The sequence below is a fragment of the Cupriavidus sp. BIC8F genome (genome assembly GCF_032465815.1).
GTDB classification, from domain to species: Bacteria; Pseudomonadota; Gammaproteobacteria; order Burkholderiales; family Burkholderiaceae; genus Cupriavidus; species Cupriavidus necator.
In genome coordinates this window covers 703,395-719,516 of record NZ_CP136094.1, presented here as the reverse complement: position 1 = coordinate 719,516, position 16,122 = coordinate 703,395, and the positions used below count along the sequence as shown (strand labels likewise).

The window sequence follows — 16,122 nt, the reverse complement described above, 5'->3', positions numbered from 1 at the left end:
TAATCGCTCCTTGACACCGGCAGGGTGCCTCCCTACCATTCGGCATCTACTGGTCAGACCGGTATGACGATATGGCGCCATGCTGGGTGCGATCCAGGCTTTGCCACGCCGATGACTCGAACAAAACCAAGGAGACTTCCATGATTCCGACTGAAACCGCCCATGCCGGGCCGGATGCCATTTCCGTGCCGCAGGCCAGGGAGGACGCGGTGTACCGCAAGGTGGCCTGGCGGCTGTTGCCGTTCCTGATGCTGTGCTACGTGGTGGCCTACCTGGATCGGGTCAACGTGGGCTTTGCCAAGCTGAGCATGCTGGCCGACCTGCAGTTCAGCGAGGCGGTGTACGGGCTGGGCGCGGGGCTGTTTTTTATCGGCTATTTCTTCTTCGAGGTGCCCAGCAACCTGCTGATGCACCGCATCGGCGCCAAGGCCACCATCTCGCGCATCATGATCCTGTGGAGCCTGATCTCCGCGGCGATGATGTTCGTGCAGACCAGCACGCAGTTCTATGTGCTGCGCTTCCTGCTGGGCGCGGCGGAGGCGGGCTTCTATCCCGGCATGATCCTGTACCTGACGTACTGGTTCCCGTCGCACCGGCGCGCGCGCATGGTGGCACTGTTCATGGCGGCGATTCCCATCTCGGGCATCTTCGGCGGGCCGCTGTCGGGCTGGGTGATGGAGGCCATGAACGGCGTCAACGGCCTGCGCGGCTGGCAGTGGATGTTCGTGATCGAGGCCGTGCCGTCGCTGCTGGTGGGCGTGGCCGTGCTCTGGTACCTGGACAACAACATCCAGTCGGCACGCTGGCTGACGGCCGATGAAAAGGCGCTGCTGGAGCGCAATATCGCCGCCGAGAATGCGCAGAAGTCCGCCCATATGTCGCTGCGCACGCTGGTGACGGACTCGCGCGTGCTGAAGATGACGATGATCTGCTTCTGCACGGTGATGGGCCAGTACGGGCTGACCTTCTGGCTGCCCACGCTGATCAAGCAGACCGGCGTGAAGAGCGTGCTGGACGTGGGTCTGCTGACCGCGATCCCGTTTGGCGTGGCGGTGTGTTCGATGATCCTGGTCAGCCGCAGCTCTGACCGCATGCGTGAGCGCCGCTGGCACCTGATCGTGCCGTTCTGCTGCGCGGCCACGGGCCTGGTGCTGAGCGCCGTGTTCAGCCATAACACCGCGCTGTCGCTGGCAGCCCTGGCGCTGGCCGCCGGCGGCAGCCTGGCTACCTCGCCGCTGTTCTGGAGCCTGCCGACTTCCATCCTGTCGGGCGTGGGCGCGGCGGCGGGCATTGCGCTGATCAATTCGTTTGCCAACCTGGCCGGCTTTATCAGCCCGTACATGATCGGCCTGATCAAGGATGCCACCCGGAGCACGGACGCCGCGATGTTCGTGCTGGCGGCGGTGCTGCTGTGCGGCGCGCTGCTGACCTATTCGGTGCCGGCCAAACTGGTCAACAAGTAAGGGGCGGGGTAGGCCGGTTTGTCGGCTAGAATTTCCGGCAACCGGCTTCGCGCCGCTTGCGCGTCACCTCTTACTGGTCACCCCCCTCACGTATGACAGGATCTTCCACCTCCGTCGCCAACCAGGCTGTCAGCCTTATCCAGCAATGGGTGCGCGACGGCACGTTCCCCGCGGGCACGCTGCTGCCGGCGCAGCGGGAGTTGGCGGAGAAGGTGGGCATCAGCCGTGCGTCACTGCGTGAGGCGATCTCTACCTTGCAGGGGATGGGCGTGGTGGTGTCGCGCCCGGGCAAGGGCGTCTACGTGACGGCCGCCGGCGACAGCGCCGCTGCCACGCCGCCCTGGCGTTTTGCGGCCACGCATTCGCTGATCGATATCTACCAGTTGCGCTTTGCGCTGGAAGGGCTGACCGCGCGGCTGGCCGCGCTGGCCATCTCTGAAAACGAGATCGAGCAGCTGCGCCAGAATGCTGCCACGATGCAGCGCGCGATCGAGGCTGACGCTTATGACGAAGCCTCGCAGCTCGACTACGAATTCCACACGCTGATCGTCACCGTGTCCGGCAACCAGGTCATCCGCGAGATCCTGCGCGAAAGCGCCGAGGTGATGCGCGAGAGCCAGCGCCTGCCGTACTACCGGCGCGGCGCGCGCAATGCCACCTTCACCGAGCACAGCGCCATCATCGAGGCGCTGGCCGCGCGCCAGCCGGAGCAGGCGCAGCGCGCGATGGAGCGCCACATCATGCTGGCGGCGCGCCGTGCCGGCGTGCATTTCCCCACGGGGGACGAGAAAGAGGATTGAGCTGGGCGGGTGTCAGCCCAGCCGGAACACCCCGACCGCCCGCTTCAGCCCCTCAGTTTGCTCCCGCTGCACCCGCGCAGCTTCGGCCGCACCGGCCACCAGTTCCGCATTCTCCTCGAACGCCGCCTGGATCTCGGCCACGCGCCGGGCCATCCCTTCGATGCCGCTGCGCTGGTTGTCGCCCAGCGTCGCCAGTTCTTCCACCAGCGTGGCGAGCTTGCCGATGCCGGCCACCACCTCGTTCATGGTCTCGCCGGTATGGCCGACCAGTTCCGTGCCGGCGTGCGCGCGTTCGACCGAGGTATTGATCAGCCCGCGGATCTCCTTGGCCGCAGCGCCGCAGCGGTGCGCCAGTTGCCGGACCTCGCCGGCCACCACCGCAAAGCCCTTGCCATGCTCGCCTGCGCGCGCGGCCTCCACGGCGGCGTTCAGCGCCAGGATATTGGTCTGGAAGGCAATGCTGTCGATCACGCCGATGATCTCGGTGATGCGCCCGCAGGCCTCGTTGATCTCGCCCATGGTGTGGATCACCGACAGGATCTCGCCGCTGCCGCGCGCGACCACGGTGCTGCTGGCCCCGGCCAGTTCGCAGGCGCCGCGGGCCTGGTCGGCGCTGGCGCGGGCGGCCTGGGTCAGCGCCTGCATGTCCCGCATGGTGTGCGCAACGGTGCGTGCCTGTTCGTCGGTTCGACGGGCCACTGTGGCGCTGGTGTCCAGGATGTTGCCTGCCGCGTCAGCCACGGTGCCGGCGGTGTTGCGCACCTGCTGCAGCGTCTGGCGCACGGTGTCCAGCGTCTTGCGGAAGGCGCGGGCGAAGTCGCTGTCCGGGTGGGTGCCGTCGGTGGTCAGCGTCAGGTAGCCGGGTTCGCGCTCGATGCCGGCGGCCAGCGCGCTCAGTTCATCGGTGGAGTGGGCATCGCGCTCCAGCCGCCACGCGATCACGCACAGCACGCCGGTCTGCACGATGACGAAGGCGGCATGGAACAGCACCATATTGAAGCTGGGGTCGGTGAAGCAGATGGTGTTCCAGCCCCACTGCTGGAAGAAGTTGAAGCTCAGGTGATGCAACGCGATCACCGCCGCCGCCAGCAGGATCACGCGGAAGTCGCGGTAGGCCAGCAACAGCGACAGTGAGACGAACACCAGGAAGTGGAATTCCACCTGCCCGTGCGCCTGGTGGATCAGCAGTGCGACGAAGAGCATCAGCATCGCGGCCATCGCCAGCCGCGTAGCCAGGCGCGCGGGCAGGGTGACCGCCATCAGCGTGCCGAGCAGCGCCATTGGCAAGCCCAGCGCCAGCGTCAGCCCGGTCGACCCATAGTGATTGCCGACGATCAGCGACAGCAGGCCCAGCACCCACAGCATGGCCGTCATCAACTGGTCTGCGCGGCGGTGCACGCCTTGCAGCAGCGGGCTGTGCGGCGCGGCCGGCGCAGAAACGGAACTGCCCGCGGCACGGCGGGCAGGGATGGTCGCGGACAGCCGTCCGGTCAGGGCGTGGTCAGCGCTGGTCATGGTTCCCTCGCAGCGTAAGTCGAGAAGACGCTGCACCCCGTTCGCCTGATGGCTTATTGTTCTAATGTCTTACTTTATGGTGTTGCGCGGCTGATTATATCGACGACCGCCGGCTGCGACAGGCCATGGCGCAGCCGCACAACACTGCGGGCAAATTGCTGCAATTGAGTGATGTTCGGGGCCGGCGCCAGGCGCTAAGATGTGCCGGCGCGGCCCGCGGCGCTTTAGTCCAGCAGCGCCACCTGCACGTCGCGCGTGCCCTGGTACGGGTTGCGGCCGTGCCAGACCTGCAGGTTGTCCAGCACCATCACGTCGCCATCGCGCCAGCGCCAGCTGTAGGTGGTCTGGTCGCACAACTGGTCGATATGGGTGCGTTCGGCATCGGTCAGGCGTTCGCCATTGCCCAGCGTGGCGCCGGTCGGGTACTTCTGGCGCTTGCGCCGTTCCAGGTCCTGCTCGGGGTTCTCGACCTGCGGCAGCATATGCAGGATCGACCGGTACAGCTTGCGGCCGATCTGCGGATGCACCACGAACGGCTCCAGCGCATTGAGCACGGTCAGGCTGCCGTCTTCGTGCCAGACCGGCTCCAGCCCGCGCTCGGCGCACAGCCGGTTCACCTCTGCCGCGTCCTCGGTATTGAACGACTGGTTCCAGCCGCGCTCGTCCATATGCGCGTAAGAGGCATCGTCGGCATCGCGCCGCGGGCCGAAGTTGATTGCGGTGCGGCTGCCCAGCGTGGCGATCTTGCCGGCCAGTTCCGGGTCCATGCGCTCGGCCAGGTGGCGCACGTCGGTGATCAGGGTTTCGCCGCCCACCTCGGCGGTCTTGCGCGAGAAGAAGGCGATGCGGCGCGGGTAGTCGCGGCGGTAAGCCATTTCGGAATGCACCGCCAGGCGCACGCTGGCCGACAGCCGCGTGGCTTCCATCACGCGGCCGCTGATGGTTTCGCGCGGCGCGCGGCCGCCGGCATAGCCGCCGTCAAAGGCGGGAAACTGCTCGATGAAATCGGCAAAGTCCTCGGTGGCGGCGGTTGGGAAGCCGCGCAGCACGATCCCGCCATGTTCCAGGATCAGTGCGTCCAGCGCCGGGCGCACCGTGCGCGACCATTGGCGGAACCGCGCGCGGTCCAGCAGGCGCTCGCCGGCGGGTTCGATGAACAGCGGCGGGCGGCCAGGCTGCAGCACGTGGCAGCGCACGTCGGAGCCAAGGGCGGGCACAGCTACTGCGAAGGTTGCGGCATCGGCGGCGGTGGTGGCTTGGGTCATGTTGTCTCCAGTCTTGTGATCAGGTCGAATGCGGGGTCAGTTCCGGTAGGAAGGGTCGATGCGGTCCAGCTCGCGCCGCACCGCCGCCCATTCGCGGTCGCCGCGGATGGCGACGCGGCCGAAGGCCTTGCGGCTGGTTTCCAGCGATTCCTGCGACGGCATCACCAGTTCGCCGCCGGCCATGGCATCGACCTGGATCTTGCAGGCCGATTCCAGCCAGTAGATGTTGAAGAAGGCTTCGGCGATGGTGCGCCCGCATACCAACAGGCCGTGGTTGCGCAGGATCATCGCGTTGCGCTGGCCCAGGTCCTGCACCAGTAGGCCCTGCTGGGCCAGGTCGACCACCGGGCCGGAGAAGTCGTGGTACGCAATGCGCCCGTAGAACATATGCGCATGCTGCGACACCGGCAGCAGCCCGCAGGCCATCGCCGATACCGCCGACGATGCGCGCGTATGCGTGTGCAGCACGCACAGCGCGTCGTGGCGCGCGGCGTGCACGGCGGTGTGGATCACGTAGGCGGCGGGGTTCAGGCCCAGTTCGCCGGCATCGCCCTCGGGCCGGTAGACGATGTCGCCGTTCAGGTGGATCTTGTACAGGCTGGACGCGTTCACTTCCTGGTACAGCAGCCCGTAGGGGTTCAGCAGGATGTGCTCCGGCTCGCCCGGCACACGTGCGGTGATGTGGTTGTAGATCAGGTCGGTCATGCCGTACCGGTGGATGGCGCGGTACAGCGCGGCCAGCTCGATGCGGGTGGCCCACTCGGCGTCAGAGATGGCGGCGGGGCGGATGGGATCGGCTTCGTGGATGGGACCGTCTTCGCTCATGCGATGGCTCCTTGGCGTGCCTGGGGCTCAGTCCAGCCGGATGCCGAGTTCGGCCACCAGCCGCTTATCGCTGGCGAATTGCGACGCGGCATAGTGCTGGTAGTCGGCGGTATTCATATAGCGGTTGGGCATCGATTCGGATTCGAGCGCGCGCAGGTAGGCCGGGTCCGATGTGGCCTGGCGGAAGGCATCGTGTAGCGTGGTGACCACCGCGGGGTCCAGCGCGCGCGGGCCGGCGATGCCGACTTCGGACTGCACGGTGATGTCGTAGCCCAGCTCGCGCAGCGTGGGCACGGGCTGCCAGCGCTTCAGGCGCTGCGGCTCGGCCACGGCCAGCAGGCGTACCTTGCCGGCTTCGGCCATGGCGCCCCAGCCGGCTTCGATCATCACGTCGACATGGCCGCCCAGCAGCGCGGACAGTGCATCGGCGCCGCCCTTGAAGGGGATGAAATTGAGCTTGATGCCGGCTTGCTGTTCCAGCCGGCGCACGGTGATCTGGCCGAGCGAGCCGGTGCCGACTGACGCCACATTGACCTTGCCGGGGTTGGCGCGCGCGTGCTCGATGAAGTCGCCAAAGCGCTTCCACGGCGAGCCCGCGGGCACTGATACGCCATACACATAGCTGGTCAGGCCGATGATGTAGGTGAAGTCCTTGATCGCGTCGTAGTTCACCGGCTGCAGGTGCGGCAGGCGGAACAGCGCGGGCGTGATCAGCGCCAGCGTGTAGCCGTCGCGCGCCGCGTTGCGCGCCATCGCGGCGGGCCCCAGCGTGCCGCTGACGCCGGGCTGGTTCTGGATCACGATGGGCTGGCCCAGGGTCTTCGATGCCGCCAGGCACAGCGCGCGCATCTGCACGTCGGTGGCGCCGCCGGCGGTGAAGGGCACGATCAGGGTGATGGGGCGCGCGGGCCAGGCCTGGGCGCGCACGGTGGCGGGCAGGCTGAGCGCGGCCAAGGCGGGGGCGAGCGCGGCGGCCGGCATGGCCTTGAGCAGCGTGCGCCGGCGGGCGTCGGGTTGGCGGGGCATGTGGTCTCCTTGTTGGTCTACGGCAGCAAAAGTGCCGGCATGGTTGCCGGATGCGTTCGATGTGTCCCGTGTGTCCGGGCTCTGCGCGATCGCCGTCCTGTGCTGCATGCGGAAAAGTCTATGGCCCATGTCCGCACGCATTGATGCTGGCGCCCGGCAAACCGATTCCGAACCGGAATCGCGGACTAAAATACCCCCGCTACCTTGGCAACATCGCGCTATATCGGCCAACCACAGGAATCGCCGCATGAAGATCGAAGACCTCAGACTGTTCCTGGTAGTGGCGGAGCACGGCAACCTGCACAAGGCAGCCGGCACGCTGGGGCTGACCCAGTCGTCGCTGTCCAAGGTATTGGCGCGGCTGGAGGCGGAGGCCGGGCTGCAGCTGTTCGAGCGCATGCCACGCGGCGTCATGCTGACGCCAGTGGGCCACAAGCTGCTGGCGCACGCGCGGCGCATCGTGCTGGCCAATGACGATATGGAGAACGAGATCAACGACGAGCGCCAGGCGCGCGTTGGCCAGGTGCGCGTGGCGACGCTGCCGCACCTGGTGCCGTCGCTGTTCTCGCCGCTGCTGGAGCAGTTCCTTGCCAGCCGGCCGCTGGCCAAGTTTTCGATCGTCACGCACCTGAGCCCGCAACTGATGGCTGCCCTGCAGGGCGGCGAGGTGGACCTGGTCTGCGCCGCCATGCCGGACGGTGAAACCGATGGCGTCGAGTACCTGCCGCTGGGCGCGCTGACGCTGCAGGTGGTGGCGCGCGCGGGACATCCGCGGCGCGCGCGCTTCCGCTCGCTGGCCGATCTGGTGGACGAGCACTGGGTGGCGCCTGCGACCTCGCTCTATGTGCGCAGCGGCTTCGAGGGGCGTTTCACCAGCCGGGGCCTGCCGCCGCCACGCGTGACCGTGGAAAGCACCAGTTCATCGGTGTCGTTTGCTGACCTGCTGCGCAACACCGACCTGCTCGGCATCATGCCGCAGCGGCTGCTGGGCCAGGCAGTGGCGCAAGGGCTGGAAGCCGTGGAGGGCGACGGCATGTGCTGGCAGTATGAGCTGGCCGTGTTCTGGCGATCCAGCGCCTACCTGTCGCCGCTGTGCCGTGACTTTCGCGACGCGCTGGTGCGCTGGTGCGCAGAGGCCGGCATCTGAGCAGACACCGGCGGCGCCATGCCTCAGTCCAGCCGGATATTGTTCTCCTTGATCACGTTGCTCCAGTACGCCTGATCCGCTCTGGTCGCCGCCGCGAACGCCGCCGGCTGCGTGGTCTTGACGATCAGCCCCAGCTCGGCCAGGCGCTGGCGGATGTCCGGCGCGGCCATCACCGTTTCCACATCGGCCGAGATCTTGTCGACGATGGCCTGCGGCGCGCCGGCGGTGGTGAACAGGCCAAACCAGGCCGGGCCGTCCAGCCCCTTGTAGCCGAGTTCCTGGAAGGTCGGCACATCCGGCAGCATCGGCGCGCGGGTATTGCCGGTAACGGCCAGCGGCTGGAGCTTGCCGGTGCGCGCATGCTGGCGCACGGTCATCGGCGACAGCGTGCCCAGCGAGATCTGGCCGCCGATCAGGTCGGTGGCGATGGGGGCTTCGCCCTTGTACGGGACATGGACCAGCTGGGCGCCCGCGCCCTTGAGGAAGACCTGCATGTAGAGATGGGCGCCGGTGCCAATGCCATAGGTGCCATAGGAATACTTGTCGGGCTGGGACTTGGCCAGGCTGATCATCTGCGGCAGCGTGCGCGGCATGGCGCTGCTGGCGGTCAGCACCAGGCTGGTGGTGCACAGCTGGCTGATGGCGGTCAGGTCGCGCAGCGGGTCGAACGGCGGCTTGGCCACCATATAGGGCGTCTGCACCAGGCTGGGCAGGGCCAGCAGCAGGGTGTAGCCGTCCGCCGGCGCCTTGGCGACCACGTCGGCGCCGATCATGCCGCCCACGCCGGGGCGGTTCTCCACGATCACCGGGCGCTGCCACAGCTTGCTGAGCGGGTCGCCCAGCGCGCGCGCCAGCACGTCGGTGGCACCGCCGGGCGGGTAGGGCACGACCAGCCGCACGGGCCGCGACGGATAGGCCTGCTGGGCCCAGGCCCGGCCAGGCCCAAGAGTAGCGGCGGCGGCGGCGAGGGAACCTGCTCCCAGCCAGTGCAGGGCTTTGCGGCGGTCGGCTTGCATCGTGTTTCCTCCAGGTGTTGACGTCGTGTCGGTGCGCGGCACAGGGCGTCAATGCGCCAGGGCCACGGCAACATGGAGCGTACGAGCCTGCGCCAGGCCGCGGCATCGGCGGGATGGACGAAAACGATGGGAGGGACTTACCCGGATGCGGGGCGCGGCATCCTATGCTGCAGTGCCGCAATCCGAACCGGCGCATCCCTTATGATGGGCGCCTTGCCGCCGGCCTTAAGTTTTGCCTGCCTGGTCCCGTGCGGCGCCCGATTCATTTTTTTTTGCTTGTTCCCTCATGGCCCGCCTCAAACTCGACCTGCCTGCCGACCAGTTCTGCTATGCCACGCACCTGACCGTGCGCGTGACCGACATCAACTCGGCCAATCACCTTGCCAACGATTCGATGATCTCGATGATCTCCGAGGCGCGGGCGCGGTTCCTGTATGAATTCGGCAGCGAGGATGTGCGGCAGGAAGGGGTGGGCATCATCGTGACCGACCTGGCCACGATGTACCGCAACGAGGCGCATGCGCGCGACCAGCTGCAGTTTGAGGTGGGGGTGATGGACTTCAACAAGTACGGCGGCGACATCATCTTCCGCATCACGCGGCCGGCCGATGGCGCGCTGATCGCGATGGCCAAGTCGGGCTTTGTCTTCTTCGACTACATGGGGAAGACAGTGGTGGCGATGCCGGAGGGGTTTGCCGGGCGGTTCCCGAAGGTGAACTGGGTCGAGTAACCGCTTGCGTGGCGCTGTCTCTGGACAGCGCCACATTCCTGCCAGAGATTCGGCTTACGCCTTGCGCTCGCCGCCCAGCGCCGCAGTGAGGTCGCTGAGCATGCCGGAGAGTTCGCCGGCCATCATGGTGAAATCGGCGTCGAAGCGCTCGTCTTCATCGTGCGCCGTGCCATCGGCCTGTTCCTTGATCACGTCGAGCGGCGCCACCTTCTTCACCACCAGCCCGTCGGTCAGCACGAACGAGACCCGGTCGTTCCACGTCATCGCCAGGCGCGTGCAGCGCTTGCCGGCGGCGATATGGCGGCGCAGGTCTTCCGGGTCCAGCGGGTGGCGCACATAGCGCACGGTGGCCTTGCTTTCGGAGCCGGACTGCAGCTCGATTTCCTGGTCGACGGTGAAACCGCCCGGTGCCGCATCGCCGGCCAGCCATTCGGTCATGGCCGCCACCGGCGACTGGTTGACGTGCAGGTTGATCAGCGGCAGCGGATCCAGCGCCTTGAACAGCATGCCGCGCACTTCATCGGCCTTGGCCGCGGCGGCGGCGTCGATGGCAAGCCAGCCGTTGTCCGGGTCGATCCACACACGCGTGTCGCGGCGGATGCTGAAGGCGCGCGGCAGCAGTTCTTCGGTGACCTGCTCCTTCAGTTCCTTCATTTGCTTGCGGCCCGGCTTGTAGCCTTGCTGCTCTTCGACTTCCGCGGCGCGGGCGCGGGTGACCTGGTTGACCACGGTGGTGGGCAGCAGCTTCTTTTCGGTGCGCAGCGTCAGCAGCATCTGGCGGCCGACAGTATGGACCAGCTGGCCGTTGTCACGCGGCGAGGCCCAGCCCTGGGTCTGCATTTCGAGGCTGGTACCGGGGAAGAAGGCGTGCTTCGCCAGGCTGGCTTCAACCTCGTCGGCGCTCAGCGACCACGGGGCGGAGAAACGATGGACCTGCAGATTCTTGAACCACATGGGAATTCGGCCAAAGGGACGAATTCTATCCTCTCGCGGCGCGCGGCCACGAAAAAAGCAGGGCGCCGCGCGGCACGCCGGCCGCGCGACGGTCACCGAAAGCCCGCCCTTACAGGTCGAGCTTGCTGATCTTGCTGCCCTCGAAGCTCAGGCCCGCCATCAGGCCGGCATTGGTCAAGACGAAGCCGACGATGGGCTGCTGGCCGGTGTTGGTGTCCAGCACGCCGTTTGCGCCAATGGTGGCCACTGCCACGGTGGCATCGACGCCCGCGGTCCAGCCGCTGCTGCGCACGAACTTGTCGTAGGCATCCGGCGTCAGGAACATCAGGATCACGGCCTTGGACTGCGCACCGATCTGCCAGCCGACCGAGCCGGCGATCAGGCGGTAATAACCGCGCGTGGCGCCGCCCGAGCGCAGGGCACCGTCGCCATACTCGCCGCCGACGATAAAGCCCGCCGTCAGAGTCTTCGGGAACACAAGGATGCCGCGTGCGCGGTTGCCGAGCTCGCGCGAGCCCTTGACCGAGTCGTACAGGCGCGACAGCGTGCCGTCCACGCCGGAGTCCAGCTCGCGCCGGCGCGCGGCCTTGTCGCTGGTGGCTTCGGGTTTGGTGGTGGTGCAGGCACCCAGGGCCAGGCTGCCAAGGGCCAGACCCGCGCTGGCCGAAAGGAAGGTTCGACGTTTCATCTCGTCTCCTTGGTGTTGTTGTCGTCTTTGAAGCATAGGCGCCGGAAGCACCCGGGCAAATGCCGGACCGCGCAGAGACGTTTCCATTTGTGACGAAGGTGGTGCCGGAGGGCCATTCGCAGCAAGAATAGTCAGTCTTGCGCCCGGAACGTCCCATGGCTAACACATGGGGTGGCCAATGCGCCGTGACAGCCTCATCCTTCCATGAAAAAACTCCTGACCGCCCTGCCGCTGGCCTTCCTGGCCGCGTGCGCTTCACATCCTTCGGGTTCTTCCAATGACGCCGGCGCCGCGGGTGCCGGATCGCAGTCGGCCGTCGACAGCAGCGGCTGGCAGGCGCTGCGCGCCAAATACATGGATTGCGCCCAGAAGAAGGCCAACGATAACCTGTCGGCCAAGGGCCAGCCCAAGGACGTGGCCAACCTGGCGCTGGCCGCGTGCGAGCCTGAACTGGCCGCCATGCATGATTCCTTCCGCAGCTACCTGGATGCGCAGATGTCGTCGTCGCATGGCAAGAGCAGCGCGCGCCAGGCAGCGGCGCGCGTGACCACCGACACCCGCGAGAAGGCGCGCAGCTACCTGGTGCGCTACGTCGAGCGCGAGCGCTACGTGGCCCGCATGCCCTGAGGGCACGCGCCCGGCAGCCTGGTCAGAGCATTTCCAGCGGGCCCGGGCCGTCGGGCGGCGGGAAGATGCGGTCGAGCTCGGCCAGCTGGGCGGCCGACAGCGTATGCGACAGCGCGCCCAGGTTTTCCTGCAGGCGCTCGCGCCGGCCGGTCTTGGGGATGGCGATGACGCCGTCCTGCGCCAGCAGCCAGGCCAGCGCCGCCTGTGCCGCCGTCATGCCGTGGTCGCGCGCAAAGCGCTTCAGCCCGGGGTTCCCCAGCAGGCGTGACTGCTCGATCGGCGAATAGGCCATTACCGGCACGCCGCGCTGGCGCAGCCACGGCAGCAGGTCCCATTCGATGCCGCGCCGGCCCAGGTTGTACAGCAGCTGGTTGGTGGCCAGCCGGTCGCCGCCCGGCGCATCCCACAATTCCTGCAGGTCGGACAGGTCCAGGTTGCTCACGCCCCAGCGGCGGATCTTGCCGTCGCGCTGCAGCGCCTCCATGGCCTGCACGGTCTCTTCCAGCGGCACGCCGCCGCGCCAGTGCAATAAATAGAGGTCGATGCGGTCGGTGCGCAGCCGCTTCAGGCTGCGCTCGCAGGCCTGCACGGTGCCGCGCAGGCTGGCGTTGAAGGGATAGACCTTGCTGACGAGGAAGGCCTCGTCGCGGCGCCCGGCGATGGCCTCGCCGATCATCTCCTCGGACTGGCCCTCGCCATACATCTCGGCGGTATCGATCAGCCGCAGGCCAAGGTCCAGGCCCAGGCGCAGCGTGGCGATTTCTTCGGCGCGCGCGGCGCGCGACTCGCCCATATTCCACGTTCCCATGCCGAGCGCCGGGACGCGCTCGCCGTCGGGCAGGGTGACTTGCTTCATGTGTTCGCTTCCTGGTTTGCCGGGTCAAGTGCCCGGCGGCACCCAACCACACTAGTTAACAACACCTGGAATGTACAAGCCGCACGGGCCGGGATTGCTTCAGACCAGTCCGGTCAGAAAATACAGGGCGATGACGAAGAACACCGCGGCGGTCTTGATCATTGTGACGGCGAAGATATCGCGGTAGGACTCGCGGTGGGTCAGGCCGGTCACCGCCAGCAGCGTGATCACGGCGCCGTTGTGCGGCAGCGTGTCCATGCCGCCGCTGGCCATCGACACCACGCGGTGCAGTACTTCCAGCGGGATCTGCATGGCCTGCGCGCCCGCGATAAAGGTCTGCGACATCGCCGCCAGCGCAATGCTCATGCCGCCCGAGGCCGAGCCGGTGATGCCGGCCAGCGTGCTGACCGAGACCGCGGCATTGACCAGCGGGTTGGGGATCGCGCGCAGCGCATCGCTGACCACCAGGAAGCCGGGCAGCGCGGCGATGACCCCGCCGAAGCCGTATTCCGATGCGGTGTTCATCGACGCCAGCAGCGCGCCGCCGACGGCGCCCTTGGTGCCCTCGGCAAAGCGCTCGCGCAGGGCGCCGAAGGCAGTCACCAGCACCACGGCGATGCCCAGCAGCAGCGCGCCTTCCACTGCCCAGATCGCGGTCACGCTGGCGATCTTGGTTTCCACCGGCTTGGGCAGGCCCGGCAGCGCCACGCTGTTGGAAGGGCCGTACCAGAGCGGGATCATCCGCGTCAGCCAGAAGTTGGCCACGCCCACCACCACCAGCGGCAGCAGCGCCAGCAGCGGGTGCGGCAGCTTGGCCGTCTGGCTGCGCTCCGGCTCGTTGCGCAGGTTGGTGCCGTAGCCTTCGCCACGCGCGGCGGCGGCCCGGCGGCGCCATTCCAGGTAGCTCAGGCCCACCACCAGGATAAACAGCGAGCCGGCCACGCCCAGCACCGGCGCGGCCCAGGAGGTAGTGTTGAAGAAGTTGGTGGGAATGATGTTCTGGATCTGCGGCGTGCCCGGCAGCGAATCCATGGTGAACGAGAACGCGCCCAGCGCGATCGCGCCCGGCATCAGCCGCTTGGGGATGTTGCTCTGGCGGTACAGCTCGGCCGCGAACGGATAGACCGCGAACACCACCACGAACAGCGACACGCCGCCATAGGTCAGCAGCGCGCACACCGTGACGATCACCGCGTTGGCGCGTGAGCGCCCGATATAGCGGATCGCCGCGGCCACGATGGACTCGGAAAAGCCAGACAGCTCAACTACCTTGCCGAATACCGCGCCTAATAAGAACACGGGGAAATACAGCTTCACGAAGCCGACCATCTTCTCCATGAAGATGCCGGTGAACACCGGTGCGACCGCGGACGGGTCGGTCAGCAGCACCGCGCCCAGCGCGGCGATGGGCGCGAACAGGATCACGCTGTAGCCGCGGTACGCGGCGAACATCAGAAAGGCAAGGGCTGCCAGCACGATCAGAAACGACATCGGATCTCCTTCAGGGTTGCCTTGTCCTGAGGTGCGGTCCGTTTGCCGCGCGGGGGCTGGCGCTTGTGGCGCCTTGTCTCTGTCAGTCCGTCAGGAAAAGGGATCAGCGGGCGACTGTGCCACAGCTTGCCCCGCGGCGAAACCTCTGGTCTCGCCGCGGGGCACTGAGATGACAGCGGCCGGCATGAAGGAGATGCGCTGTTTCAGCCGTGCTGGTGGCGATACTCCTGCGTGCGCCCGCCGTAGCCATAGGCCGCGGCGCGGGCGTCGATCACGTGCACGTAGGACACCGGATGCAGCTTGCCCAGCAGCCCCGACATGGTCTCGAACACGGCCTCGATGAACTGCGCTTTCTCCGCCTTGGTGTTGGTTTCATCGGTCACGCTGATGTCCAGGTGGAAGGCGTTGCGGCCCTGCTCCGACAGCGGCACGTCGGCGATGATCCAGCTGTCGTGCGGGATGTACTGGACCGTGACGGCAATCACGTCGCGCTTCTTGCCGAGCACGCGCTCGGTCAGGTCGGCGATCGCCCTGGCGCTGCGGCGGGTGAGGGCGGCATCGGGTTGGCCGGACAGGTGCAGGACGATGTGGGGCATGGCTGGCTCCTTGGTTTTTCGTGGGCGGGTGATGCCATGGTAGGGGGTGGTGTAGTATCGGAAAAGCGGGAATATCCGATGCGGACCATCGGCTTATCCGAAGTAATGCCACCCTTGCCGGAGCCTTGCCATGCGTGGATTCGAAACCGACCAGTTGCGCACCTTTGTCACGGTCGCGGACAGCGGCAGCCTGTCGGCGGCGGCGCCCAGGCTGTTCCTGTCGCAGTCCTCGGTCAGCGAGCAGCTGCGCAAGCTGGAAGAGCGCGCCGGCGTGCCGCTGCTGTCGCGCGGCCGGCACGGCGCGGTGCCGACGCCGGCGGGGGAGCGGCTGCTGGAACACGCGCGGCGCATCCTGGCGCTGAACGAGCTGGCCCTGCAGGAGCTGCGCGGCCACGCGCTGGCGGGCGAACTGCGGCTGGCCGTGACCGATTACTTCCGCCCGGGCGAGATCGCCGGCATGCTGCGGCGCCTGCGCGAGCGCTACCCGTACCTGCGCCTGCACGTGACCGTGATGAAGAGCGCGGCAATCGATGCCGCCGCGGAGATGGACACCTTCGATATCGGCCTCAGCATGCGCCTGCCCGGCACGCGCGGGCAGGGCGCGGGCACGCGCGGCACGGTGCTGCGGCGCGAGCCGCTGGCCTGGGTCGCCGCGCCGGCCGAGGCCGACAGCCTGCCCGGCACGCTGCCGCTGGTGCTGCTGCCCGATACCTGCTCGCTGCATCAGTACGTGGTGCAGCTGCTGCTGCGCAAGCGGCTGCCGTTCGAGATCGCGCACTCGGCGTCGGGCGTCGCGGGGCTGCACCTGGCGCTGGCGGCGGGGCTGGGCTTGTCATGCCTGAATGCGTCGGCGATCGGTCCCGGCGTGGCGCCGCTGGATGCCGCCACCATCGCGCGGCTGGGCCTGCCGCGGCTGCCGGAGGCGGAGTTTTTCCTGTTGCCGGGCCGGCGCGGTGAGTCCGCCTTTGTTGCCGAGGCGCGCGATGCACTTGCCGGGCAGCTGGTGTAGGGAATGCGTTGCAGAAGTTCGGGATCCGGTGCTGGAATGGCGGTGCCGGCTCAGGCTTGTGCTTAAAGCAACATATATTGACCGCGAATAAGAATAATTCGCAATATCGTTGAC

General features: G+C 67.3%; 16 protein-coding genes. 6 read left to right on the top strand and 10 right to left on the bottom strand.

All coding sequences use genetic code 11. The annotated features are described in order from the left end of the window. The first annotated feature begins 140 nt into the window (after positions 1–140). Positions 141–1,463, top strand: coding sequence for an MFS transporter (locus RS901_RS03310; RefSeq protein WP_316151502.1), 1,323 nt, complete (start codon positions 141–143; stop codon positions 1,461–1,463). A 92-nt stretch (positions 1,464–1,555) separates the two neighbouring features. After that, positions 1,556–2,263, top strand: a complete 708-nt coding sequence (locus tag RS901_RS03305; protein ID WP_013958017.1) for a FadR/GntR family transcriptional regulator — start codon at positions 1,556–1,558, stop codon at positions 2,261–2,263. A 12-nt stretch (positions 2,264–2,275) separates the two neighbouring features. On the opposite strand, the gene RS901_RS03300 is transcribed toward RS901_RS03305, so the two are convergent. The 4 genes from RS901_RS03300 to RS901_RS03285 form a co-directional block, all read right to left on the bottom strand. Next, positions 2,276–3,778: a methyl-accepting chemotaxis protein gene (locus RS901_RS03300; protein ID WP_316151501.1), complete on the bottom strand. Its 1,503-nt coding sequence runs from the start codon at positions 3,776–3,778 to the stop codon at positions 2,276–2,278. A 224-nt stretch (positions 3,779–4,002) separates the two neighbouring features. After that, entirely contained in the window at positions 4,003–5,043 is a 1,041-nt protein-coding gene (locus tag RS901_RS03295) for a TauD/TfdA family dioxygenase (protein WP_316151500.1), read from the bottom strand. 36 nt (positions 5,044–5,079) lie between these two features. After that, positions 5,080–5,868 carry a class II aldolase/adducin family protein gene (locus tag RS901_RS03290; RefSeq protein ID WP_316151499.1) on the bottom strand — a complete coding sequence of 263 codons (789 nt, stop codon included), beginning with the start codon at positions 5,866–5,868 and terminating at the stop codon, positions 5,080–5,082. Between the two features lie 27 nt (positions 5,869–5,895). After that, a complete protein-coding gene (locus tag RS901_RS03285) occupies positions 5,896–6,894 on the bottom strand; it encodes a tripartite tricarboxylate transporter substrate binding protein (RefSeq protein WP_316151498.1) in 999 nt (332 codons plus the stop codon). A gap of 247 nt (positions 6,895–7,141) precedes the next feature. Between RS901_RS03285 and RS901_RS03280 the strand changes: the two genes are divergently transcribed. Then, entirely contained in the window at positions 7,142–8,041 is a 900-nt protein-coding gene (locus RS901_RS03280; RefSeq protein ID WP_316151497.1) for a LysR family transcriptional regulator, read from the top strand. Positions 8,042–8,064: 23 nt separating this feature from the next. Here the strand turns inward: RS901_RS03280 and RS901_RS03275 are convergent, their stop codons facing one another. Continuing rightward, entirely contained in the window at positions 8,065–9,057 is a 993-nt protein-coding gene (locus tag RS901_RS03275; protein WP_316151496.1) for a tripartite tricarboxylate transporter substrate binding protein, read from the bottom strand. Positions 9,058–9,343: 286 nt separating this feature from the next. Between RS901_RS03275 and RS901_RS03270 the strand changes: the two genes are divergently transcribed. Then, positions 9,344–9,787, top strand: a complete 444-nt coding sequence (locus RS901_RS03270) for a thioesterase family protein (RefSeq protein WP_316151495.1) — start codon at positions 9,344–9,346, stop codon at positions 9,785–9,787. 54 nt (positions 9,788–9,841) lie between these two features. Here RS901_RS03270 and RS901_RS03265 read toward each other — a convergent pair whose 3' ends face one another. Together RS901_RS03265 and RS901_RS03260 are read right to left on the bottom strand one after the other, a co-directional pair. Next, complete coding sequence (locus RS901_RS03265; RefSeq protein ID WP_316151494.1) at positions 9,842–10,741, bottom strand: recombination-associated protein RdgC; 900 nt, start codon at positions 10,739–10,741, stop codon at positions 9,842–9,844. A gap of 109 nt (positions 10,742–10,850) precedes the next feature. After that, positions 10,851–11,429: a BPSL1445 family SYLF domain-containing lipoprotein gene (locus RS901_RS03260; RefSeq protein WP_316151493.1), complete on the bottom strand. Its 579-nt coding sequence runs from the start codon at positions 11,427–11,429 to the stop codon at positions 10,851–10,853. Positions 11,430–11,633: 204 nt separating this feature from the next. Here RS901_RS03260 and RS901_RS03255 point away from each other — a divergent pair, with 204 nt between their 5' ends. Continuing rightward, positions 11,634–12,056 carry a hypothetical protein gene (locus tag RS901_RS03255; RefSeq protein ID WP_316151492.1) on the top strand — a complete coding sequence of 141 codons (423 nt, stop codon included), beginning with the start codon at positions 11,634–11,636 and terminating at the stop codon, positions 12,054–12,056. Positions 12,057–12,078: 22 nt separating this feature from the next. Here RS901_RS03255 and RS901_RS03250 read toward each other — a convergent pair whose 3' ends face one another. From RS901_RS03250 to RS901_RS03240, 3 genes are all read right to left on the bottom strand, one after another. Further along, complete coding sequence (locus tag RS901_RS03250; RefSeq protein WP_316151491.1) at positions 12,079–12,912, bottom strand: aldo/keto reductase; 834 nt, start codon at positions 12,910–12,912, stop codon at positions 12,079–12,081. 99 nt (positions 12,913–13,011) lie between these two features. Beyond that, positions 13,012–14,403, bottom strand: a complete 1,392-nt coding sequence (locus tag RS901_RS03245; protein WP_316151490.1) for a GntP family permease — start codon at positions 14,401–14,403, stop codon at positions 13,012–13,014. A 203-nt stretch (positions 14,404–14,606) separates the two neighbouring features. Then, positions 14,607–14,999, bottom strand: coding sequence for a tautomerase family protein (locus RS901_RS03240; RefSeq protein ID WP_035817150.1), 393 nt, complete (start codon positions 14,997–14,999; stop codon positions 14,607–14,609). Positions 15,000–15,129: 130 nt separating this feature from the next. On the opposite strand from RS901_RS03240, the gene RS901_RS03235 reads away from it, so the two are divergent. Beyond that, positions 15,130–16,008, top strand: a complete 879-nt coding sequence (locus tag RS901_RS03235) for a LysR family transcriptional regulator (protein WP_316151489.1) — start codon at positions 15,130–15,132, stop codon at positions 16,006–16,008. The last annotated feature ends 114 nt before the right edge of the window (positions 16,009–16,122 follow it).